The organism is Microbacterium sp. (genome assembly GCF_011620665.1).
Lineage (GTDB): Bacteria > Actinomycetota > Actinomycetes > Actinomycetales > Microbacteriaceae > Microbacterium.
In genome coordinates, this window is the sequence record NZ_WOYQ01000005.1 from 53,029 (window position 1) to 75,217 (window position 22,189).

Sequence of the window (22,189 nt, forward strand, 5' to 3'; positions counted from 1 at the left end):
TCTACCGTGCGCCGGTAGGCTGGCGCGGTGACGGTTCGGCTCTATGACACTCAGGCGCAGGCGATGCGAGACTTCGCGCCCGTGGACCCGGAGCGCGTCACGATGTATGTCTGCGGTCCGACGGTGCAGTCCGGGCCCGGCATCCACCACCTCCGCGCCGCGCTCGCCTTCGATCTGCTGCGTCGCTGGCTCGTGCACCGCTACGGGCGGGTGACCTTTGTGCGCAATGTCACCGACATCGACGACAAGGTGCTTGCGAACGCGACCGACGCTGAACCCTGGTGGGCGCTGGCGTACCGAACGGAGCAGGAGTTCGCGCGGGCGTATGCCGCGATCGGCATCCTGCCGCCGACGTACGAGCCGCGCGCGACCGGGTCGATCCCTCAGATGGTCGCGCTGATCGAGCGTCTCATTGCGCGCGGTCACGCCTACACCTCGGCCGGCTCAGCGGGAGGGAGAGCGGGTGACGTGTACTTCGACGTGCGCTCGTGGCCCGCGTACGGTGCGCTCACCCACCAGTCGATCGATGCGATGGAATCCGCCGCCGACGCGGATTCGCGCGGCAAGCGCGACCCCCGCGACTTCGCGCTGTGGAAGGGCGCGAAGGAGACCGAGCCGGCCGACGCCGTGTGGGACTCGCCCTGGGGCCCCGGCCGCCCCGGATGGCACATCGAGTGCTCGGCCATGAGCCGGCGCTACCTCGGCTCCGAGTTCGACATCCACGGCGGCGGACTGGATCTGCGGTTCCCGCACCACGAGAACGAACTGGCCCAATCCACGGCGGCCGGCGACCGTTTCGCACGCTACTGGGTGCACAACGGTCTGGTGACGGTCGGCGACCAGAAGATGTCCAAGTCGCTCGGCAACTACCGTCTCGCCGCCGACGTGCTCGCCGAGCGCGACCCGCTGGTCGTGCGCTACGCGCTCGGCGCGGCCCACTACCGGTCCACTCTGGATCTGAGCGCCGAGAGCTTCGATGAGGCCGAGGCGGCAGTCTCGCGCATCCGGACTTTTCAGCAGCGCGCCCGGCGGATGCGGGGTACGCCGAGCCGGCTGACCGCGACAGAGCTTCCGGCCGCTTTCGCAGACGCGCTGGACGACGACCTCGGAGTCCCGCAGGCGCTTGCGGTCGTGCACGAGACTGTCCGGGCGGGCAACGTCGCGCTCGACGCGCGCGATCACGATCGCGCAGCGGAAGCATCCGTCCAGGTGGCGCAGATGACCGGCATCCTGGGGCTCGACCCCGACGACCCGCAGTGGCGGGACCCGCACGGCGGCGCCGAGGCGGCAGCGCTCGATCGTCTCGTGCGGGCGATGATCACTCAGCGCGCCGAAGCGCGCACGAACAAGGACTGGGCGGCGGCCGACCGAATCCGCGATGCGATCGCGGCGGCCGGCGTCGTCCTCGAAGACGGTCCCGAGGGGACCCATTGGAGCATTCATGACTAAGCCTGGCAACCCCTCCGCGGGCCGCGGCAAGAGGAAAGGCCCCACCAAAGGCACCGGCGGCAAGAACAAGCGCGCGCTGGAAGGACGCGGTCCGACGCCCAAAGCCGAGGACCGTGCCTGGCATCCGGCCGGAAAGCGCAAGGCCGCCGCCGAGCGCTACATCGCCGCCGGCGGCACGGGTGCCCCTGGGCAGCGGCCGAGCGGTGCCTCGCGTGCGCCGAAGTCGAAGGCCGGCGACGACACCGAGAACGTGACCGGGCGCAATTCTGTCCTCGAGGCGCTGCGGGCCAAGATCCCGGCAACGGCGTTCTACATCGCGCAGCGCGTCGAGATGGACGACCGTGTCAAGGAGATGCTGTCGATCGCGACGCAGCGAGCGATCCCGGTGATGGAAGTCACCCGGCCGGAACTGGACCGCATGGCCGGCTTCGACGGCGTGCACCAGGGCGTCGCGCTCAAGGTGCCGCCGTACGAGTACGCGCACCCGCAGGACCTGCTGGAGCAGATCATCGACCGCGGCAAGACGCCGCTGCTGGTGGCGCTGGACGGCATCACCGACCCCCGCAATCTCGGCGCGATCATCCGGTCGACGGCGGCGTTCGGCGGCCAGGGCGTGGTGATTCCGCAGCGCCGCTCGGCGGGTGTCAACTCTGCCGCGTGGAAGACGAGTGCCGGAGCGGCCGCGCGGATACCCGTCGCGATGGCGCCGAACCTGACGTCGACGCTCAAGGAGTTCAAGAAGCAGGGCGTGTTCGTTCTGGGCCTGGACGGTGCCGGCGACGTCGCGCTCCCCGCGCTCGAATTGGCCGACCGTCCGGTCGTGATCGTCGTGGGTTCCGAGGGCAAGGGGCTTTCGCGCCTGGTCACCGAGACCTGCGACCAGATCGTGTCCATTCCGATCTCGGCCGCGGCCGAGTCGCTCAACGCGGGGATCGCGGCATCGGTTGCGCTCTACCAGGTCGCGACGATGCGCGCCGCGTCCGAGTAAGCCGAAAGGGAACAATCATGGCACTCATCGCCGTCCTCGGCGGCACCGGCTACGCCGGCCGTCACATCGTCGCCGAAGCCGTCCGACGCGGCCACACCGTCGTCTCGATCGCCCGATCGGTGCCGGCGGAGCGTGTTCCGGGAGCGACATATCTCGAGGGGTCCCTGCTGGACGTGCCGGGCCTGGTCGCACAGTTGGCGGGAGTCGACGTGGTCATCAGCGCGGTGTCGCCGCGTGGTGAGATGGCGGGTCTCGTCCGCCCCAATCTCGAAGCCCTGGCCTCCACCCTGCCGGACACGGTGCGCATCGGCATCATCGGCGGTGCCGGCGGGAGTCTCGTCGCTCCGGGCGGGCCGCGCGTCATCGACGGGGACTTCCCCGAGGAGTTCACGGCGGAGGGCTTCGAGATGATCGGAGTGCTCGACGACCTGCGGTCGGAGCAATCCGACCGCGACTGGTTCTTCGTCCACCCCGCCGGCGGCTTCGGCGCGTGGGCTCCGGGGGAGCGCACCGGCAGATATCGCATCGGCGGCGACGTGATCGTCACCGATGACGACGGCGTGTCATTCATCTCCGGCGCGGACCTGGCTGTCGCCGTCCTCGACGAGATCGAGAACCCGCGGCACACTCGTGCGCGGTTCACCGTCGGCTATTGACCCGCGGGGTATCGCTCAGACCACGTCGCGCCAGTCGAGGGCGCTGGTCTCGGGGCCGGGTTCGGGCACGTCCTCATCCGATTCGATGATCGCAATGCCCACCGTCTCGGTCGGCGGTCCCATGACGGTCGCCTCGTCGCGGCGATGACGCAGGACGTTGGCGACGTAGGACGAGAGCACTTCGGCAATCGGCACCGACCGTCCCCGCGCCTGCGACATGTACCACCGGTGCTCGAGCATCTGGTGGAAGACCTCCGCCGGCTCGAGCTTGGCTCGCAGATCGCGGGGAATGGCCTTGACCACCGGCTCGAACACACGCGTCAGCCACTCGTGGGCGACCATCTCCTCGTCGGTTCCGAGGCGTGAGACGCGCGCGCGGAACTCGTCCATGTCGTTGAGCAGGCGACGGGCCTGGTTCTCTTCGACGTCCAATCCGGTCAGACGGAGCAGGCGGCGCTGGTGGTGGCCGGCGTCGACGACCTTCGGCTGAATCGACACCCTGGTGCCGTCCGGCGTCGTTTCGATCGACATCTCGCCGATGTCGAATCCGAGCGCATTGAGCTGGTTCACGCGCTCGGTGATGTGCCACGCTTCGTCCGCGGAGAATGTCTCACGATCGGTGAGCGCGCCCCACAGCGAGTGATACGAGGCCATGATCCCGTCGGCAATGGCCACGGCATCCACCCCGCCCTCGAGGCGTCCGCCGGCTTCCAGATCCATGATCTCGCCGGCGATGTTGGTGCGGGCCACGTCCAGGTCGTGTTCACGCTGCCCGGGGGTGAGACCGCTCTCGTGGAGTTCGCCGGTCTCTGCGTCGACGAGGTAGGCGGCGAACGCGCCGGCATCCCGCCGGAACAGCGTGTTCGACAGCGAGACGTCACCCCAGAAGAATCCGACGGCGTGAAGGCGCACCAGGAGAACCGCCAGGGCATCCACGAGGCGGCCCGCCGTATCGGGACGCAGCGTCTGCGTGAACAGCGCGCGGTAGGGGAGCGAGAATCTCAGGTGGGCAGTCACCAGAGCCGCGGGCAGCTGCTCGCCTCCGGGCGTGCTGCGCCCGTCGATCGCGGCCACTCGCCTCACGCACGGCACGTCGAGGCGTGCGAGCGAGCCGAGCATCTCGTACTCGCGCCGAGCCATCTCACCGGTGGTCTCCTTGATGGCCACGACCCGACCGGAGAGATTCGCGAATCGCACGAGATGGCGGGACAGGCCCTTCGGCAGAGACACGATCGTATCGTTGCCCCACTCCCCGAGCGGGGTCTTCCACGGGAGCGCGAGGAGTCCGGGATCGATGCTGCTGGCCGTGATCGTCAGGGAGTCCGCCACCGGGAGGCCTTTCATCCGGTCACGCGCAGCGGCGCGGGCGTTCCGAAGACCCGCCCGCGCCGCTGCGCGAGCGAGATTGGATCAGACGGACGCGATCGCCTTCTTGGTGAGACGCTGGCCGGACTCGACGTCGAACGCGTGCACGTGGTGCGGTGCGGGTGCCAGCACGACCGACTCGCCGGCGCTCGGGTGGTGGCGGCCGTCGACTCGCGCAACGATGTCTGTGCGCTTTCCGGCGAGATCGGTGTGTCCGTACAGGTAGCCGTCGGCGCCGAGTTCCTCGACGAGGTCGACCGTCACGGTGAGGCCCTTGCCGTCGGCAGGGCCCACCACGACGTCCTCGGGGCGCACACCGGCCGTCACCTGCGTGGCGTGGGCGGGCTTGTCGATGTCGGCCTCGATGACGGCCGTGCCGAACTGGATGCCGCCGTCGGTGACGCTGACCGGAAACAGGTTCATGGCGGGCGAGCCGATGAATCCGGCGACGAACACGTTGTCCGGCCGCTCGTACAGGTCTCGGGGCGTGCCGACCTGCTGGAGGACACCGTCCTTGAGAACCGCGATGCGGTCGCCCATGGTGAGGGCCTCGGTCTGATCGTGGGTGACGTACACCGTGGTCACCCCGAGGCGGCGCTGCAGCGATGCGATCTGGGTGCGTGTCTGCACGCGGAGCTTGGCGTCGAGGTTCGACAGCGGCTCGTCCATGAGGAACACCTGCGGTTGGCGAACGATGGCGCGACCCATCGCGACGCGCTGACGCTGACCCCCGGAGAGTGCTTTGGGCTTGCGGGTCAGGTACTCCTCGAGATCGAGCAGCTTGGCCGCCTCGAGCACGCGCTGGGCGCGCTCTTCCTTGCCGACGCCGGCGATCTTCAGCGCGAAGCCCATGTTCTCCGCCACCGTCATGTGCGGGTACAGAGCGTAGTTCTGGAACACCATCGCGATGTCGCGGTCTTTCGGCGGGATGTCTGTGACATCGCGGTCTCCGATGAGGATGCGTCCCGAGTTGACCTCTTCGAGGCCGGCCAGCATGCGCAGCGACGTGGACTTGCCGCAACCAGAGGGGCCGACCAAGACCAGGAACTCGCCGTCAGCGATCTCGAGGTTGAGCTTGTCGACCGCGGCGCGCGTTCCGCCGGGGTAAAGGCGGGTTGCGTTGTCGAATGTGACGGACGCCATGTTTTCTTCTCCTTCACCGGCAGGTACGTGCCGGACGATCCGTGATGAATGGAATGAGCGGGGGCTTGACCCGCACGCCCACCATTGGACGCACCTCTAGTATCACATCCGAGGTGATCATCCGCGCTGCGGTGTCTGGCTTCTCCCAGGGTGTCTGGTTAGCATCGTCAGGGTCGCCACGCCCGAGTGGCCACCCTCGGACACCGCGATCGTCCGTCTGCTCTACCCTGCTCTGCTCTTCCAGAAGGTCCCATGTCCAGCGACGACAACTCGAACGCACCAGTGCCCCGCAGCAGCCGTGACGCTGTGCGAGAGAAGGCGGTGCAGGTGCAGGCTCAGCAGGCGCGGGCCCGCACCATCCGTCGCTCCGTGCTCGCCGCGGGTGTCGTGACGGCGGTCGCGGTCGTCGCGACCGTGGTCGCGTGGGCCGTCGGATCGACGCTGGATCGTCCGCAGTCGTCGCCTTCGAACACGACCGGCGACGGATTCGTGGTCACCGATGTCAGCGGTGTCTCGGATGCGCCTGACGACATGTCCGAGTCCGACGCGATGACTTCGGAGCCGGCGCCCGAGGGCGCGGCGGCGCCCACTCCGACGGCGACCAGCGCCCCTGTCGTCGACATCCAGGTCTACGTCGACTACCTCTCGCCGGGTGCGCGTGAGTGGCAGCTCGCGAACTCCACTCAACTGGCATCGTGGGTGGACGACGGCGCCGTGGCCCTGAGCTACCACCCGGTGTCGATGCTCACGGCGAAGTCAAACGGAACGAAGTACTCCCTGCGCGCGGCCAGCGCCGCCGCCTGCGTTGCGACACACGAGCCGACGACATTCTTTTCGTTCCACAACTCGCTGCTGACGCAGCAGCCCGCAGTCGACTCCGACGGGATCTCTGATGCGGCGCTGGCCGACCTCGCTGTCGCTTCCGGCGCCGAAGACCCGAAGCAGATCCGCTCGTGCATCGAGGACGAAGCGTTCACAGCGTGGGTGAAGTCCGCAACCGAACGCGCCGTCTCCGGCATCACCGGCACGAACCTCGCGCTCACGGGCACCCCGATGGTGGTCGTCAACGGGCAGCAGTACCTCGGCGATCTCACCGACCCCGCCGAGTTCGCCCAGTTCGTGCTGACCAGCGCCAGCGGCGCCTATCAGAAGGCGCAGACCGCGTCTCCGACGCCGACGCCCGGTGTGACCCCGTGATCGCACGGAGGGCCGGATAGACTGGGACTCCTTGCCGGCTTGGCGCAATTGGTAGCGCACCTGTCTTGTAAACAGGGGGTTGCAGGTTCAAGTCCTGTAGCCGGCACCGTTCGCACGCGCTCAGAGGGTGACGATGATCTTCCCGGGGGCGTGCGTGCCCGCGACCGCGGTGAACGCAGCTGAGACCTGGTCGAGCGGGTAGGTGGCCGCCACCGGAACCACGATCTCGCCGGAGGCGACCCGCTCCGCCAGCGCAGCGAGGTTGGCGGCGGTCCTGGCCCGCTGGCCGGCCACGTGGACGCCGAGCTCGTCGCCGGCCGATCCGGCGGCGATCGCTACCATGTGCTCGGCGGCCACGCCCAGGGTGATCCCGGCATCCAGCGCGTCACGCCCGTGGCAGTCGTAGACCGCAGTGAGTCTTGCCCGGGCGGCGACGCGCGCCGCGAGGCCGTCGCCGTAAGACACGGGCTCGACGCCGAGCGAGCGGAGCAGCTCATGATTGCGTGCGGACGCCGTGCCGATCACCCGTGCCCCCGCGGCCACTGCCAGCTGCGCGGCGATGAGCCCGACGCCGCCCGCGGCGCCCCCGACGAGCACAGTGTCACCGGGGCCGATCGGAACGGTGTCGAGGATCGCGACGGCGGTGAGTCCTGCGACGTGCAGTCCGCCGGCGACCTCGACCGCGAGTCCAGCGGGGCGTGGGGCGAGGTCGGATGCCATGGCGATCACCCGCTCGGCGATCGCGCCCGCAGCCCGGCCCAGCACCTCATCGCCGACGCGCACCGGGGCGCCGTCGGCATACACCGCGCCCTCGCCGGCCGCCTCGACCGAGCCCGCGAGGTCGCCGCCGATCCGGCGGGGGAACGGCGCAGTCGACGCGATCGCGCCGCTCAGTACTTTCGAGTCGTAGGGATTGAGGCCCGCTGCCCGCACCCGCACGGCGACCTTCCCGGGACCGGGCGCCGTGTCGGTGACCTGCCCGATGTAGAGCACGCGCGGGTCCCCGACCTCGTCGTACATCGCCGCCCGGCTCATGGATTCTCCTCCCCGTGCGGTGCACCCTGGTCAACCCCCGATCGTACTCGCCTGCGCGAGTAGGCTGACGAGGATGTCGATCCAGCCCGCTCCCGCACGGCTCCCGGCCGGAGTCGCGCTGGGCGGGGCGGTCGTCGTCGGGATCCTGACGGCTCTGCAGGCGCGGATCAACGGGCAGCTGGGGCTCCGCCTCGACGACGGCTTCGTCGCGGCCGTGATCTCGTTCGGCTCGGGGCTCGTCGCGATGATCGTGCTCTCCGCTGCCCTGCCCGCCGGGCGCCGCGGATTCCGGTCGCTCGTCACCGGCATCCGCGAACGCACGATCCCGTGGTGGATGCTCGGCGGCGGCGCCGCCGGCGCGCTGACCGTGGCGACTCAGGGGCTTGCGGTCGGGTTGATCGGCGTCTCGCTGTTCACAGTCGGTGTCGTGGCCGGGCAGACCGCAAACGGTCTTGTGCTCGACCGAGCCGGCTATGGGCCGGGCGGGGTGGTCGCGGTGACCGTGCCACGGATCGCGGGCGGAGCCCTCGCGCTCCTCGCGGTCGGGATCTCGCTCCAGGGCGGCGTGCTCGAGCGGGTGCCGGTGTGGATGCTGGTGCTCCCGGTGCTCGCCGGCGTCGGCATCGCGTGGCAGCAGGCCACGAACGGGCGCCTGCGGCAACGCGTCGGCACACCGCTCACGGCGACGTTCGTGAATTTCCTCGGTGGGACGGCGATCCTCGCCGTGGCGGCGGTCATCCACGTGTCGATCGTCGGCGCGCCGCGGGCGCTTCCCGCCGGCGGCTGGCTGTATCTCGGAGGGATCGTCGGCGTGAGCTACATCTTCTTGTCCGCCGCGCTCGTCGTGCACACGGGGGTCCTCGTGCTCGGGCTCGGGGCTGTCGCCGGGCAGCTTCTCACGGCGTTCGCGCTCGACGCGCTGTGGCCCGCCGAGGCGGGTCCCGGGTGGATCATCGAACTGGTGATGGTCGTGGTCGCGCTGCTCTCGGTCGTCGTCGTCGCCGTGCCGCCTCGCCGCCGGCGGCGCTGACCGGGATTGCGGCGTCCGCAGGCGGACTCACGGCACCCGGTTCGCTCTACCGGGGTCGCTGCTCGGGAGCGAACGACAGCGCGAGCGAATTCATGCAGTAGCGGTCGCCGGTGGGCGTGCCGACGCCGTCGGGAAACACGTGCCCCAGGTGCGAACCGCACCGCGCGCACCGCACCTCGGTGCGCTGCATGCCGTGGGAGCTGTCGTCGATCAGCTCGACCGCCTCGGGGCGCACCGACTCGTAGAAGCTGGGCCATCCGCAGTGCGAATCGAACTTCGTGCCGCTGTTGAAGAGCTCCGCGCCGCACGCCGCACACGCGTAGAGTCCCGCCCGCTCTTCGTTCAGCAGCGCTCCGGACCAGGCGCGCTCCGTCCCGGCTTGTCGCAGCACGGCGTACCGGTCGGGCGACAGCTCGGCTCGCCACTGCTCATCGGTCTTGTCCACGGGATGGTTCACGAGGTCTCCTCTGCGTCACCGCCATTCAACCCGAATCCGCGGGCGGGTGTTCCCCGACAATGGGAGAGTGGAACTCCCGATAGTCGACGTCGCCGAGCGCTTCGGCCGTTTCGCCCGCGACGAGGCCCCCGGACGATCCCACCGGTACGCGCAGTGGGCCTCCGGCATCGCGGCGGATGCGGTCGTGCAGAGGGTCCTCGCGCGTATCCCCGCAACACATCGGCAGCCGCCGCTCGTTTTCGCGGTGACCCGGATGCTCGGATCCGGCGAGCCGGACTTCGCCGAGTGGCGCGAGTGGCTCCTGTCCCACGCCGATGCGGTGGTCGCCGAATGCGGGCGGCGCTCGCTGCAGACCAACGAGCCGCTGCGGTGTGCGGCGCTCCTTCCGGCGCTCAGTCGTATCGCCGGGCCGATCGCGCTCCTCGAGGTCGGCGCGAGCGCGGGCCTGTGCCTGTATCCCGACCGCTACTCCTATCGCTACTCGGGAATCGCGGGCACGCTCGCGCTCGACCCCGCATCCGGTCCCTCCACGGTGGTGCTGGAATGCGAGGTGCGTGGGCGGCGGATGCCGGAGGTCGCTGTTCCCGAGATCGTCTGGCGCGCCGGCATCGACCTTCACCCGCTCGACCCCGCCGCCCCGGACACGGCCGCATGGCTGTCGGGGCTCGTCTGGCCGGGCGAGACCGGTCGCGCGCGCCGCGTGGTGGACGCGCTCGCGATCGCGGCCGCCGACCCGCCGGTGATGGTCGCCGGCGACGCGGCCGACCTGCTCGCGGAGGTGGCGGCATCCGCCCCCGCCGAGGCGACGCTGGTGATCCAGACCCCGGGCGTGCTCGCCCACGTGCCGTGGTCCGGGCGACGGCGCGTGATCGACCGAGCGCGGGCGGCGGGGCGCTGGCTCACGATCGATGCACCGGGACTGCACGACGGGTGGACGGCGCCGATCGATCCGGCGACCTGGCCGGGCGGCTTCGCGGTCGCGCTCGACGGTCAGGTCGAGGCGGCGGCCGACCCGCTGGGCGGATGGTGGAGTTTCCGCGATGCCTCCGAGTGGCGGCCGAGCGCGGAGGGCATCGGCGGTTAGCGTGGAAATGTGACCCTCTCCGACCGTGATCTGGCGCTCCTGGAGTTCGAAGCCCGGTGGCAGCAGCACGGTGCGGCCAAGGAGGAGGCCATCCGCAGGGAGCTGGCACTCAGCCCGGCGCGGTACTACCAGCTGCTGAATCGGCTGATCGACACGGCGGATGCGCTGGCCCACGATCCGCTGCTGGTGCACCGCCTGCGCCGCCTGCGCGAGGTCCGCGCGCGCGAGCACGTCATCCGGGCGACGGCATCCGCAGGTCCGGCCCGGTAGCATTCACTGGTGCCGAAGACCCGCCCGCCCCAGGACCGCTTCGACGACCTGCCCGTCGACAGCCGCCGGATCGGCGCACATCGGGCAGAGAACCCCCGCATGCGCGGGAGCGTGGTCTTCCTCTGGTCGGCGATCGCGACGGTCGCACTCGTGGCGATGGGGATCTTCGGTACCCTGATCGCGACCGGCCGGATCACGGTGTTCCCGGCGCCGGCGGTCACAGAGGCCGGCAGCCCTCCGGCTGCGGCGATCATCGACACGACCTACAAGGTCACCGTGCTCAATGCCACACCGCAGTCGGGTCTGGGTGGTCAGTTCGCCGACACGATCATCGCGGCCGGATGGAACGCGGCCGACGTCACCGCCGGCGCGGCGGGATCGGACGCGTTCGAGACCACGACCGTCTTCTACGCGATCCCCGCCGACGAGGGCGCTGCGCGCGGACTCGCGCAGGTGATCGGAGGGGCCGGCGTCGAGCTCACCGGCGCGTACGCCGACCTTCTGGGAGATGAGTCGGTGGGACAGCTGGTCGTCGTGATCGGCCTCGACCGAACGACCGGCACCGCGGGCTGAGGCGTGTGTTTCACGTGTGTGAACACTTCGATGCACACGTGTCAATAGTTGCGGATTCGGCGATTTCGCCCCGCCGTGGCTCGTTAGCATGGCGGGGTCCCACTGCATCAGGAGATCCACAATGAGCGCACAGACCCGCGGCACCGTCAAATGGTTCAATGCCGAGAAGGGCTTCGGATTCATCACGATCGACGGCGGCGAGGATATCTTCGTCCACTACTCGAACATCGAGATGAACGGCTTCCGGGTCCTCGAAGAAGGCCAGGCCGTCGAGTTCACGGTCGGTGCCGGACAGAAGGGCCCCCAGGCCGAAGCCGTGCACGTCGTCGCCTGACGCCCGCTTCCCCGAACGACCTCTGCGCTCCGGCGCGGAGGTCGTTGTGTGTGTGCCGCCGGCCGCGGCCGCAGCTTGCACTCCCCCCTGCCGAGTGCCAGAATGGGTTAGCACTCACTCCACGCGAGTGCTAAAGACTCATCCTCACGTCCGGGAGGGACGACACACTTATGGCAAAGATCATCGCTTTCGACGAAGAGGCCCGACGCGGCCTTGAGCGCGGCCTCAACATTCTCGCCGACGCCGTCAAGGTGACCCTGGGCCCCCGTGGCCGCAACGTCGTGCTCGAGAAGAAGTGGGGAGCACCCACGATCACGAACGACGGTGTCTCGATCGCCAAGGAGATCGAGCTCGACGACCCGTTCGAGAAGATCGGCGCGGAGCTCGTCAAGGAGGTCGCCAAGAAGACCGACGACGTCGCCGGCGACGGAACCACGACCGCCACGGTCCTCGCTCAGGCGCTTGTCCGCGAGGGCCTGCGGAACGTCGCAGCCGGCGCCGACCCGATCTCGCTCAAGCGCGGCATCGAGAAGGCCGTCAAGGCCATCACGGACGAGCTGCTCGCCTCGGCCAAGGAGGTCGAGACAAAGGAGGAGATCGCGGCCACCGCATCCATCTCCGCGGCGGACCCCGAGATCGGCGCGCTGATCGCGGAGGCGATCGACAAGGTCGGCAAGGAGGGCGTTGTCACCGTTGAGGAGTCCAACACCTTCGGCACCGAGCTCGAGCTCACCGAGGGCATGCGCTTCGACAAGGGTTACATCAACCCGTACTTCGTCACGGACGCGGAGCGTCAGGAGGCGGTGTTCGAGGACCCCTACATCCTGATCGTCAACCAGAAGATCTCCGCGATCAAGGACCTTCTCCCGATCGTCGACAAGGTGATCCAGGACGGCAAGGAGCTCGTCATCATCGCCGAGGACGTCGAGGGCGAGGCGCTTGCGACTCTCGTGCTCAACAAGATCCGCGGCATCTTCAAGTCGGCGGCCGTCAAGGCTCCCGGCTTCGGCGACCGTCGCAAGGCGCAGCTGCAGGACATCGCGATCCTCACCGGCGGCCAGGTCATCACCGAAGAGGTCGGGCTCAAGCTCGAGAACACGACGCTCGACCTGCTCGGACGCGCACGCAAGGTGATCATCACGAAGGATGAGACCACGATCATCGAGGGTGCCGGCGAGGCATCCCAGATCGCGGGTCGCGTCACTCAGATCAAGCGTGAGATCGAGAACACCGACAGCGACTACGACCGGGAGAAGCTCCAGGAGCGTCTTGCAAAGCTCGCCGGTGGCGTCGCGGTCATCAAGGCGGGAGCGGCGACAGAGGTCGAACTCAAGGAGCGCAAGCACCGCATCGAGGACGCCGTGCGCAACGCGAAGGCCGCCGTCGAGGAGGGCATCGTCGCGGGTGGTGGCGTCGCGCTCATCCAGGCGGGCAAGAAGGTGCTCGACGCCCTTGAGCTCACCGGTGACGAGGCGACCGGCGCGAACATCGTGCGTGTTGCCATCGAAGCGCCGCTCAAGCAGATCGCGCTGAACGCGGGCCTCGAGCCCGGTGTCGTGGCCAACAAGGTCTCGGAGCTGCCGATCGGTCACGGTCTGAACGCGGCCACGGGCGAGTACGGTGACCTGTTCGCACAGGGCATCATCGACCCGGCCAAGGTCACCCGCTCGGCGCTGCAGAACGCCGCGTCGATCGCCGGCCTGTTCCTGACGACCGAGGTCGTCGTGGCCGACAAGCCCGAGAGCGCCGCCCCCGCGATGGGCGACCCGACGGGTGGCATGGACTTCTGAGTCCGCGATAACCACGGCGAAGGGCCTCTCCGAATGGAGGGGCCCTTCGCCTTTTCGGTGCTGTCTGTCTCGCTGTCCGTCACCCGTGTCCCACCTTCCGTCGCTCCCACTGCCGAAGGTCAGCGGAAAGTGGGACGCGGGCCACCGAAAGTGGGACACGGCGGGGGAGCCCGAGGCGAGCGGGTCAGCGGAAGAGACCGGCGGCCGACATCTCGGTCTGAGCGTACTGGTTGCCCGCGTGCGCAAGCGCCCCTCCGATGTCGCCGAGGGCGGCCTCGAGCTCACTCTGAGCATGGCGCCAGCGTTCGATGACGCCCTGGAACGCGACGGCGGCCGAGCCCGTCCATGATCCCTGCAGCTGCGTGAGCTGCGCGAGCATCGACGCCGTCTCGCCCTGCAGACGGTCGCTGGTCGCGCGGATCGCTGCCGTCGCGGTGAGCACCGCGTCGCTGTCGACACTGAAGATTGCCATGTGAACCCCTTCCGATGGATGTGGCTCCACGCTAGGGAGGGTGACGGCATCCCGAGGCGGAGCGCACACCATCTGGGGAGAGCCGGCCGATCCGGCTGACTGGGGAGGAAGCTGCGGGCCGCGTCACCACTCCCCGCGGTCGCGGTCACTCCTCGACGGCACGGATCCGTGGCAGAGGCTGGGTCTCGATGAGCAGGTGATCGGCGGCATCGCGCACGTGCGCCAGCGGGAACGCCACGCGGAAGGTCGCGCCGCCGCCCGGCGTCTCACTCACGGCAATCGAACCGTGCAGGGCCTCGACGACCGACGCGACGATCGACAGGCCGAGCCCCGAGCCGCCCGTGTCCCGCGTGCGGGAGGTGTCGGCCCGCCAGAACCGCTGGAAGATCTTGTCGCGGATCTGCGCGGGGATCCCTTCGCCGTGGTCGGCGACGCTGATCCATCCCGTGCCGGCCTGCTCATCCACCCCGACACTCAGCTCGATCGGTGAGCCGGCGGGTGTGTAGCGCCGCGCATTGCCCATGAGATTCGCGACGACCTGGCGGATGCGATTCTCATCACCCAGGACGATCGGCAACGGCCCGGTGGCGGCGGTCGAGGAAGGCGGGTCGTCAGATGCCGGGGCACTGTCGTCCGGGAGCGCTCGCGGGCGCCGTCGTAGCAGAGACCGGGTAGCGCCGGCGATCCCCGTGGGGGGCTTTCGCGCAGTGCCGCCGGTCGGAGCAGCGATGGGAGCCGTCGCCGGAGCCCGAACGTGCGCGGGCTCCCGCGTCGCGAACGAGACCTCGCGGTCCGGCGCGGTCGCGCGCGCATCGAGCGCAGCATCCCGAGCGATCGGACGCAGGTCGACGTCGGTGACGACGATGTCGCGGCGCTCGTCGAGTCGTGCAAGCGCCAGCAGATCCTCGACCAGAACCCCCATCCGGATCGCTTCCTTCTCGATCCGCTCCATCGACTGGGCGATCTGCTCGTCGCCCGAGATCGCGCCCATCCGGTACAGCTCCGCATAGCCGCGCACGGTGACCAGGGGCGTGCGCAGCTCGTGGCTCGCGTCGCCGATGAACCGGCGCATCTGCTGCACCGTCGCGTCGCGCTGTCCGAGAGCCTGGTCGATCCGGTCGAGCATCGCATTGATCGCTGTCTTCAACCGGCCCACCTCGGTACGGGGGGAGATGTCGCTCATGCGCTGAGTGAAGTCCCCGGCCGCGATCGACATGGCCGTCGATTCGACCTGACTGAGGCTGCGGAACGCGAGCGTCACGAGCCACCGGGTCGCGAGCGCACCGGCGAGCAGGGTCACGAGCGCCAGCAGTGTGTAGATGCCGATGTACGACGCGACCGTCTGGTTCACCGAGACCAGCGGCAACGCCACGAGCTGCGTGTATGTGTCGCGCACGCCGGGCATGGGCGGGAGGAAGTCGACGCTCGCGTGGAACTCGCCGGGGCCGTCCGCGGACGGCAGCGTGAAGGGTTCTGTGCCCGTCATCAGGGTCTTCTCGAGCGAGAAGGATACCGGGAACTCCGGTTCGTCGCCGTCGCCGCCCGCCGAGGCGATGAACGAGCCGTCCGGCCCGTAGATCGCGATGAAATACTGCGTCGCCGGTCCGCCCTGGTCCGCGAACCGCGGCACGCCGTCGACCACCTCGACATCGAACAGCGCACTCGCGACATCGGTGGTCACGAGCTGGCGAAGATACTGGTCCAGTGCCGCGATCTGCGTCTCGCGCAGGAACACCATGGTCCCGACGCCCGCCGCGAACAGACCGACCGCGAGGACCGCGACCGTCACCCCGGTCACTTTGGCGCGCAGGCTCAAGCCGCGCCACCATGATGTGACCCGGTCGTTCCTCTTCGCGTTCCGCGAAGGGCTCGGCAGAGTATCCATGACGACGGCGGGCTACGCCGTCTTGCCGGCCTTCAGCATGTAGCCGAAGCCGCGCTTCGTCTGGATGAGCGGCTCGCTGGAATACGGGTCGATCTTGCGGCGGAGGTAGGAGATGTAGCTCTCGACGATGCCGGCATCGCCGTTGAAGTCGTACTCCCAGACATGGTCGAGGATCTGCGCCTTGCTGAGCACCCGGTTCGGATTGAGCATGAGGTAGCGGAGCAGCTTGAACTCGGTCGGGCTGAGGTCGATCGACACGTCACCGACGAGGACGTCGTGCGTGTCCTGATCCATCGAGAGCTCGCCGGCCTTGATGGTCGACTCTTCGTCTGCCTGCATGGTGCGGCGCAGGATCGCCTGGATGCGGGCGACGATCTCGTCGAGGCTGAAGGGCTTGGTGACGTAGTCGTCGCCTCCCGCGTTCAGACCCTCGATCTTGTCCTCGGTCTCGTCCTTCGCCGTCAGGAAGAGGATCGGCGCGGTGTACCCGGCCCCGCGCAGCCGCTTGGTGACGCTGAAGCCGTTCATATCCGGGAGCATGACGTCGAGGATGATCAGATCCGGTTCCTCTTCGAGCACGGCCGAGATGGTCTGCGCGCCGTTGGAGACGGCTCGCACCTGGTAGCCGGCGAAGCGGAGGCTTGTCACGAGCAGGTCGCGAATATTCGGTTCATCGTCCACGACGAGGATGCGCGGTGCAGTCATAGGGCCAGTCTGGCACCGTCATCGTTCCTTTTGCTGGATATCGGGTACTGCGCTCGGGGTGATGATGGATACATGACGCTTCCTTCGGATGCCCTCACGGGAGGCCTTGCCTTCCATCGCCTCGTCTTCGCGCGCCGCCGGAGCGGGTGGTGGACCCCGCTCGCAACAGGACTGCTCGCGCTCGCGTTCTACCTCGCCTTCCAGGTGGTCGTGGTCGTCGCGACGGTGCTGGCGGCCTTCGCTGACCCCGGCATCCTCGATCGGTTCCAGGCCATGGCACTCGCCCCGACCTTCGACCTGACCGACCCGTTCCTCGTGTCCTTCCTGCTGGGAGTGATCGCCCTCATGCTTCCCGCGTACGTGCTGGCCTCGCTCATCGTCAACGGCCGCCGGGTCGGGTTGATCTCGTCGGCGGCGGGGCGCCTCCGCTGGCGCTGGATGCTGCTGTGCGCCGCCGCCGCGGCCGTCATCGCGGTCGTGCTCACGGGCTTGTCGCTGCTGTTTCCGGCCGAGGGGACGCCGCTTGCACCGCGGGAGAACCCGCTCTGGGCGGTGACCCTCGTCATCGTGCTCTTGCTGGTGCCGTTGCAGTCGGCGGCCGAGGAGTACATCTTCCGCGGGTACCTGATGCAGACCATCGGGCGGTGGCTGCGGCATCCGGCGTTCGCGATCCTGCTTCCGGTGCCGCTGTTCGTCGTCGGGCACCTCTATGACGTGTACGGGCAGGTGGGGGTCGCGCTCTTCGCGGTCGCGGCGGGCTGGCTCACCTGGCGCACGGGTGGGCTCGAGGCGGCCATCGCGCTGCACGTGGTCAACAACCTGGTGGGATTCCTGTCGGGCCTCGCCAGCGGGGCTGATCCGACGGCGACCGATCAAGGCCCGCTGAGCATGCTGTGGTCGGTCGTTCTGATCGGCGGGTACGTCGCCGTCGTCGAGGTGCTCTTCCGGCGCTCCCGGATGCCGCGGACGCTCGTGCTGACTCTGCCCGCACCATCTCCCTTCGACCAGACGTCCCCGGTCCAGATCCCCGCGGGTCGCCAGCGGTAGGCGGCTCGATCCGCCCGGCGCGCGCCGCGCGCGGGATTGGTCACGCGGCGATGGCGTCGGCATCCAGGATCGTATAGCTGTACCCCTGCTCGGCGAGGAATCGCTGCCGATTCTGCGCGAAATCCTGGTCGACGGTGTCGCGGGCGATGAGCGTGTAGAAGCTCGCCGTGCGGCCGCTCGTCTTCGGGCGCAACAGGCGCCCGAGGCGCTGCGCCTCTTCCTGGCGCGACCCGAACGAGCCCGACACCTGAATCGCGACGGATGCCTCCGGCAGATCGATCGAGAAATTGGCCACCTTCGAGACGACCAGCACGGGAATGCGTCCCTCGCGGAACGCGCCGTAGAGCGATTCGCGCTCGTCGACCGGGGTCGCTCCCGTGATCTTCGGCACCCCGAGAGCGTCGGCGAGCACGTCGATCTGATCGAGGTACTGTCCGATCACGAGGATCTGCTCGCCCGCGTGCCGCGCGACGAGGTCACGCACCACGCGGATCTTCGCCTGCGCGGTCGCCGCCAGCCGGTAGCGTTCGTCGTCGGCGGCCGCAGCGTACTCCAGCCGATCGGATGCCGGCAGGTCCACACGCACTTCGTAGCAGACGGCGGGCGATATGAAGCCCTGCGCTTCGATCTCCTTCCACGGGGCGTCGAAGCGCTTGGGGCCGATGAGGCTGAACACATCGCCCTCTCGGCCGTCCTCGCGCACGAGTGTCGCCGTGAGACCGAGCCGACGGCGCGCCTGGAGGTCTGCCGTGAGCTTGAACACCGGCGCCGGCAGCAGGTGCACCTCGTCGTAGATGATCAGACCCCAGTCCAGGGCGTCCAGCAGCGCGAGGTGGGCGTACTCGCCCTTCCGCTTCGCGGTGAGGATCTGGTAGGTCGCGATCGTGACGGGCTTGACCTCTTTCGCCTGTCCCGAGTACTCGCCGATCTCATCGGCGGTCAGCGACGTGCGCTTGAGCAGCTCATCGCGCCACTGCCGCGCGCTGACCGTGTTGGTCACCAGGATCAGCGTCGTCGTCTTCGTCTCGGCCATCGCGGCGGCGCCCACGAGGGTCTTGCCCGCGCCGCAGGGGAGCACGACGACACCCGATCCGCCCACCCGGAAGATGTCGACGGCCTGCCGCTGATACGGGCGGAGCGTCCAGCCCTCCTCGGCGAGATCGATCTCGTGCGGGGTCCCCGGCGTGTAGCCGGCATGGTCTTCGGCCGGCCAGCCGATCTTCAGCAGCTCCTGCTTGATATGGCCGCGCGCCCACGCGTCCACCACGAACACATCGGGCGAGGGGTGGCCGATCAGCAGGGGCTGGATGCGCTTGTTCCGCGCGACTTCGGCCAGGACGGCGGCATCGTTGGCGCGCAGGATCAGCGCCCCGTCGGAATCGCGTTCGATCACCAGCCGGCCGTAGCGGCCCACGGTCTCGCGGATGTCGGTCGACACCGACGGCGGTACGGGGAAGCGGGACCATCGGTCGAGCGTCGCGAGCATGTCTTGCGCGTCGTGGCCGGCCGCGCGCGCGTTCCAGAGACCCAAGCGGGTGATGCGATAGGTGTGGATGTGCTCGGGTGCGCGCTCCAGCTCAGCGAAGATCGCGAGCTCGTGGCGCGCGCTCTCCGCCTGCGGGTGGGCGACCTCGAGCAGGACGGTGCGATCGCTTTGAACGATCAGGGGGCCATCAGCCATAACGGGAAAGTCTACCCGCGCCGGCTGTGTCCGCTCAGACGGGGCGCACGCTCACGATGCTCGAGATCGGCAGCGTGCGTTCGACATCGGCGCCGCGGTCACGTCCGCGCAGCCGCCCGCCGCCGAGTCCGGTCACCTCGAGCGTCACCTCCCGATCGCTGCCGTCCGGAAGCCGCACGGCGACGATCAGGAGCGCGCGTGAGCGCGCCGCCTGTTCGAGCTCCCGGCCGAGCCAGGCGGCATCGGCGTCGTGCGCGTGCGCGGCGCGCAGCCGCGCCACCAGAGGCGCGTACGCGGCGCCGGCGGGGGCCGGCGCGGCGGGGACGTCGGGCGCGAGCCGGTGGCGGTCGAGGGTACGCCGCTGACCGTCGGGGCCCACCGCCACGACGGGGTACCGGGCATCGGCGAGGAGCCAGAACGCCGTGTCGGGGCTGCTGCGCGTGGCCAATCCCTCGTCGAGGTCCGTGAGCCCGAGCGGGCGAAGCGCCTGGTCGACGGCGACGGTGCGCAGCAGAGAGGTGTCGTCGCTGGTGATGAGTGTCTGACCCGTCGAGTCGGGACCCACCCGGAGCGCGCCGTGCCGGCTCGCCGACCGCTCGATCTCGTACGCGAGCGGCTGCGGCAGACCCGTCAGTGACAGCGCGGTGAGGAACTCGCGCACCGTGTCTGCGGTCTCGCCCGCCGTGAAGGCTTCGGACAGCGTCTCGGCCGTGAAGCGATACGTGGATGCCTGGGCCCGTGACTCGCGGCGCGCCATGAGGCGCAGGCGCATGTCGAGCTGAGGAGCCAGCGGTCCCGGAGCGATCGCCGTGAGATCGTTCTGCAGGTACACGCGGTCCACCTCCGGCGGCAGCCGTGCCTGAAGCGCGCCGAGATCGGCATCGCCACCCGCGGCGAATCGCCGTGCCCAGCCGGCCGGCTCGCCATCGGCGGCCACGACGGCCCACCGTTCGAGTTGTCCGCGCAGGACCGCCGCCCGGTTCGGCCACGTCGGATCGAACGGATAGGCCGTCGGCCACTCGGCCACCGGCATCCACCCGCCCTCCACGGTGCGCACGGCCGAGGGAAGCGCTTCGCGCAGACGGCGCGCCACCGACTCCCACCGGTCGACGGTGCCCAGGCTCATCCATTCGATGCCGGCGCGCGTCACCAGCCAGTGCCGGTCATCGACCGCGAGGAGTCCCGCGCGCTCTGCGATGGCGATCAGCTCGTCCGCGCCGCGGCCGTCCGGGGCGGCTCCGGATTCGACGAGCCGGCGACGGTCGGCCGCGCCCAGCAGACCTGAGCCGATGCGGGAGACGGGCAGGATGAGCGTGGCCTGCAGGATGTCGGCCAGTGCGGCCGAGGCCTCGAACGCAAGCTCGGCCGCGTGGTCATCGCTCGCTGCCGCGACCGGCGCATTCGAACTCGCGGGCCTCGGTGCGACGCGGTTGACGAGCGCCCGACCCGCGGCGACCGAGGCGTAGGGGCGGCCCTCGTCGTCGACCAGTGCGCGTGCGCTCAGTCGATCGCGAGACACGCCGTCCGGGATCGCTCCGCCGCTCTCGAGGGCTGCGTCGAGCGCATCGGCGTCGTCTGCGGACAACTCGATGAGCGCGCGGGAGACGGACGCCGGATCGAGCAGCGCATCGGCCGCGTCGAACGCGTCGGACCAGGCCACCGAGGCCGAGACGCGGCGAAGGGCCAGCATGTCCGTCAGCGTGGGGTCATCGAGCTGTGCGATGCGGCTCGCGAGGGAACGTGCGTCCGAGGCCGCCACGTCAGCGGCCCTTGCTCTCCCGTGCCCTCCGGATGAAGGTCATGATCAGCACGCTCAGCAGCAACAGGAACGCGATGATCGGCGCGACGTACAGCAGCGCACTGACCACCGGCCAGACACCGGTCTGGAAGTCGGAGTACTCGAGGCCCGAGGAGGTGCCGATGATGATCGCGATGAAGCAGATGATCGACAGGACCAACAGCCCGAGCGACATGAAGGCGAGGATGCGGTCGATGCGGCGAACCGGCAGATCGTCGCGTGAGGGGGGAGTCGAGGAGGACATCGGACTCAGCCTACTGCGCATCACGCTTCGCCGCGGTGGCGGTGCCGTAGGCTGGATGTGGTGCCATCCGGCGCCCGTTCGCCGTGTCCCCACGGCCGGATGCCCCCACAGCAGGTACCCGCATCGCGGGTGTCGATCAGCGAGGTTGAGATGCCCACCGGCAAGGTCAGGTTCTACGACGAGGAGAAGGGCTTCGGCTTCATCTCGGGCGACGATGGCCAGGACGTCTTTCTGCACGCGACCGCTCTTCCTGCCGGTACCACGGGTCTCAAGCCGGGGACGCGGCTCGACTTCGGCGTCGCCGACGGCAAGCGCGGACTGCAGGCGCTCGCCGTGCGGGTGCTCGACGAGCCGGTGACCCTCGCCAAGCGCAACCGCATGAAGGCCGACGACATGGCCGTCGTGATCGAGGACCTCGTCTCGCTCCTCGACAACGTCGGTGGAGACCTGCGCCACGGCAACTATCCGAGCCCCGCGCACGGCAAGAAGGTCGCGGCGATTCTGCGCAAGGTCGCCGATGATCTTGATGCCTGACCCGCAGCCGGACGAGCGGCTGCTGGGAGCCCGCGACCTGGCGCTCGCCGCCCTGCACGAGATCACGCCTCCGGGCACCGTCGGAGCCCCTGAAGGGTACGCGGTCGAGCAGGACGGGGTCGTGTCGCTCCGTTTCGCGAACACGCAGCCCGGGTATCCCTCGTGGTTCTGGACCGTCAGTCTCGCCGTGGTCGAGGGGGCCGAACCCACGGTGCTCGAGGTCGAGCTGCTGCCCGGCGACGGCGCGCTCCTCGCGCCGGACTGGGTGCCGTGGGCCGAGCGCCTGGCCGAGTATCAGGCCGCGCAAGCAGCGGCTGCGGCCGGGAACGAGGACGAGGACGGCGGCACCGAGAGCGACGGAGCCCCGGACGACGATCTCGATGAGGACCTCGACGATGACCTCGACGATGACCTCGACGATGAACTGGACGACCTCGACGATCTGGACGCCT

At 69.3% G+C, this 22,189-nt stretch carries 23 protein-coding genes and 1 tRNA gene; 14 read left to right on the plus strand and 10 right to left on the minus strand.

The genetic code is table 11. The features are described 5' to 3' along the window. Positions 1–27 precede the first annotated feature (27 nt). From cysS to QZV81_RS00890, 3 genes are read left to right on the plus strand one after another with little or no spacing between them, the layout of a single operon-like run. On the plus strand, positions 28–1,449 hold the full coding sequence (gene cysS / locus QZV81_RS00880) for a cysteine--tRNA ligase (protein WP_292831071.1): 1,422 nt from the start codon (positions 28–30) through the stop codon (positions 1,447–1,449). Then, complete coding sequence (gene rlmB, locus QZV81_RS00885; protein WP_292831074.1) at positions 1,442–2,437, plus strand: 23S rRNA (guanosine(2251)-2'-O)-methyltransferase RlmB; 996 nt, start codon at positions 1,442–1,444, stop codon at positions 2,435–2,437. Before cysS ends, rlmB begins: the two co-directional genes overlap by 8 nt. Positions 2,438–2,454: 17 nt before the next feature. Further along, the gene (locus tag QZV81_RS00890; RefSeq protein WP_292831077.1) at positions 2,455–3,093 is read left to right on the plus strand and encodes an NAD(P)H-binding protein; all 639 of its coding nucleotides are present in this window, start codon (positions 2,455–2,457) and stop codon (positions 3,091–3,093) included. Between the two features lie 15 nt (positions 3,094–3,108). On the opposite strand, the gene QZV81_RS00895 is transcribed toward QZV81_RS00890, so the two are convergent. Both QZV81_RS00895 and ugpC read right to left on the minus strand, forming a co-directional pair. Continuing rightward, positions 3,109–4,422 carry a DUF4032 domain-containing protein gene (locus QZV81_RS00895; protein ID WP_292831080.1) on the minus strand — a complete coding sequence of 438 codons (1,314 nt, stop codon included), beginning with the start codon at positions 4,420–4,422 and terminating at the stop codon, positions 3,109–3,111. An 81-nt stretch (positions 4,423–4,503) separates the two neighbouring features. Further along, positions 4,504–5,601, minus strand: coding sequence for a sn-glycerol-3-phosphate ABC transporter ATP-binding protein UgpC (gene ugpC / locus QZV81_RS00900; RefSeq protein WP_292831083.1), 1,098 nt, complete (start codon positions 5,599–5,601; stop codon positions 4,504–4,506). A 252-nt stretch (positions 5,602–5,853) separates the two neighbouring features. Between ugpC and QZV81_RS00905 the strand changes: the two genes are divergently transcribed. Beyond that, positions 5,854–6,798 carry a thioredoxin domain-containing protein gene (locus QZV81_RS00905; protein ID WP_292831086.1) on the plus strand — a complete coding sequence of 315 codons (945 nt, stop codon included), beginning with the start codon at positions 5,854–5,856 and terminating at the stop codon, positions 6,796–6,798. 33 nt (positions 6,799–6,831) lie between these two features. Continuing rightward, positions 6,832–6,904, plus strand: a tRNA-Thr gene (locus tag QZV81_RS00910). A gap of 14 nt (positions 6,905–6,918) precedes the next feature. Here QZV81_RS00910 and QZV81_RS00915 read toward each other — a convergent pair. Then, the gene (locus QZV81_RS00915; RefSeq protein WP_292831089.1) at positions 6,919–7,833 is read right to left on the minus strand and encodes a zinc-binding dehydrogenase; all 915 of its coding nucleotides are present in this window, start codon (positions 7,831–7,833) and stop codon (positions 6,919–6,921) included. A 73-nt stretch (positions 7,834–7,906) separates the two neighbouring features. Here QZV81_RS00915 and QZV81_RS00920 point away from each other — a divergent pair, with 73 nt between their 5' ends. Continuing rightward, the gene (locus QZV81_RS00920) at positions 7,907–8,863 is read left to right on the plus strand and encodes a DMT family transporter (RefSeq protein WP_292831092.1); all 957 of its coding nucleotides are present in this window, start codon (positions 7,907–7,909) and stop codon (positions 8,861–8,863) included. A 46-nt stretch (positions 8,864–8,909) separates the two neighbouring features. On the opposite strand, the gene msrB is transcribed toward QZV81_RS00920, so the two are convergent. After that, a complete protein-coding gene (gene msrB / locus QZV81_RS00925; RefSeq protein WP_292831096.1) occupies positions 8,910–9,320 on the minus strand; it encodes a peptide-methionine (R)-S-oxide reductase MsrB in 411 nt (136 codons plus the stop codon). A 67-nt stretch (positions 9,321–9,387) separates the two neighbouring features. On the opposite strand from msrB, the gene QZV81_RS00930 reads away from it, so the two are divergent. The 5 genes from QZV81_RS00930 to groL all read left to right on the plus strand — a co-directional run bounded on the left by QZV81_RS00930 (position 9,388) and on the right by groL (position 13,371). Continuing rightward, positions 9,388–10,404: a DUF2332 domain-containing protein gene (locus tag QZV81_RS00930; RefSeq protein ID WP_292831099.1), complete on the plus strand. Its 1,017-nt coding sequence runs from the start codon at positions 9,388–9,390 to the stop codon at positions 10,402–10,404. Positions 10,405–10,413: 9 nt separating this feature from the next. Further along, positions 10,414–10,674: a DUF3263 domain-containing protein gene (locus QZV81_RS00935; protein ID WP_292831102.1), complete on the plus strand. Its 261-nt coding sequence runs from the start codon at positions 10,414–10,416 to the stop codon at positions 10,672–10,674. 9 nt (positions 10,675–10,683) lie between these two features. Then, a complete protein-coding gene (locus QZV81_RS00940) occupies positions 10,684–11,247 on the plus strand; it encodes a LytR C-terminal domain-containing protein (RefSeq protein WP_292831105.1) in 564 nt (187 codons plus the stop codon). A 121-nt stretch (positions 11,248–11,368) separates the two neighbouring features. Then, positions 11,369–11,581 (plus strand): cold shock domain-containing protein, encoded by a 213-nt coding sequence (locus QZV81_RS00945; RefSeq protein ID WP_292831108.1) that lies wholly within the window; start codon positions 11,369–11,371, stop codon positions 11,579–11,581. A gap of 170 nt (positions 11,582–11,751) precedes the next feature. Continuing rightward, complete coding sequence (groL, locus tag QZV81_RS00950; protein WP_292831111.1) at positions 11,752–13,371, plus strand: chaperonin GroEL; 1,620 nt, start codon at positions 11,752–11,754, stop codon at positions 13,369–13,371. A 184-nt stretch (positions 13,372–13,555) separates the two neighbouring features. Here the strand turns inward: groL and QZV81_RS00955 are convergent, their stop codons facing one another. From QZV81_RS00955 to QZV81_RS00965, 3 genes are all read right to left on the minus strand, one after another. Continuing rightward, positions 13,556–13,843 (minus strand): WXG100 family type VII secretion target, encoded by a 288-nt coding sequence (locus QZV81_RS00955; protein WP_292831114.1) that lies wholly within the window; start codon positions 13,841–13,843, stop codon positions 13,556–13,558. 145 nt (positions 13,844–13,988) lie between these two features. Further along, on the minus strand, positions 13,989–15,728 hold the full coding sequence (locus QZV81_RS00960) for a HAMP domain-containing sensor histidine kinase (protein ID WP_292831117.1): 1,740 nt from the start codon (positions 15,726–15,728) through the stop codon (positions 13,989–13,991). Between the two features lie 12 nt (positions 15,729–15,740). Next, complete coding sequence (locus tag QZV81_RS00965; RefSeq protein ID WP_261607470.1) at positions 15,741–16,433, minus strand: response regulator transcription factor; 693 nt, start codon at positions 16,431–16,433, stop codon at positions 15,741–15,743. 72 nt (positions 16,434–16,505) lie between these two features. On the opposite strand from QZV81_RS00965, the gene QZV81_RS00970 reads away from it, so the two are divergent. Next, the gene (locus tag QZV81_RS00970; protein ID WP_292831124.1) at positions 16,506–17,480 is read left to right on the plus strand and encodes a type II CAAX endopeptidase family protein; all 975 of its coding nucleotides are present in this window, start codon (positions 16,506–16,508) and stop codon (positions 17,478–17,480) included. 40 nt (positions 17,481–17,520) lie between these two features. On the opposite strand, the gene QZV81_RS00975 is transcribed toward QZV81_RS00970, so the two are convergent. The 3 genes from QZV81_RS00975 to QZV81_RS00985 are packed head-to-tail and all read right to left on the minus strand — an operon-like array spanning position 17,521 to position 21,203. Then, the gene (locus tag QZV81_RS00975; RefSeq protein ID WP_292831127.1) at positions 17,521–19,161 is read right to left on the minus strand and encodes a DNA repair helicase XPB; all 1,641 of its coding nucleotides are present in this window, start codon (positions 19,159–19,161) and stop codon (positions 17,521–17,523) included. A 34-nt stretch (positions 19,162–19,195) separates the two neighbouring features. Then, on the minus strand, positions 19,196–20,920 hold the full coding sequence (locus tag QZV81_RS00980; RefSeq protein WP_292831130.1) for a helicase-associated domain-containing protein: 1,725 nt from the start codon (positions 20,918–20,920) through the stop codon (positions 19,196–19,198). A gap of 1 nt (position 20,921) precedes the next feature. Continuing rightward, on the minus strand, positions 20,922–21,203 hold the full coding sequence (locus QZV81_RS00985) for a multidrug ABC transporter ATPase (protein ID WP_292831133.1): 282 nt from the start codon (positions 21,201–21,203) through the stop codon (positions 20,922–20,924). Positions 21,204–21,353: 150 nt separating this feature from the next. Here QZV81_RS00985 and QZV81_RS00990 point away from each other — a divergent pair, with 150 nt between their 5' ends. Together QZV81_RS00990 and QZV81_RS00995 are read left to right on the plus strand one after the other, a co-directional pair. Further along, the gene (locus QZV81_RS00990) at positions 21,354–21,737 is read left to right on the plus strand and encodes a cold shock domain-containing protein (RefSeq protein ID WP_292831172.1); all 384 of its coding nucleotides are present in this window, start codon (positions 21,354–21,356) and stop codon (positions 21,735–21,737) included. After that, a partial coding sequence (locus QZV81_RS00995; RefSeq protein ID WP_363331566.1) for a DUF3027 domain-containing protein occupies positions 21,730–22,189 on the plus strand: 460 nt, incomplete at its 3' end. The genes QZV81_RS00990 and QZV81_RS00995, both read left to right, overlap by 8 nt.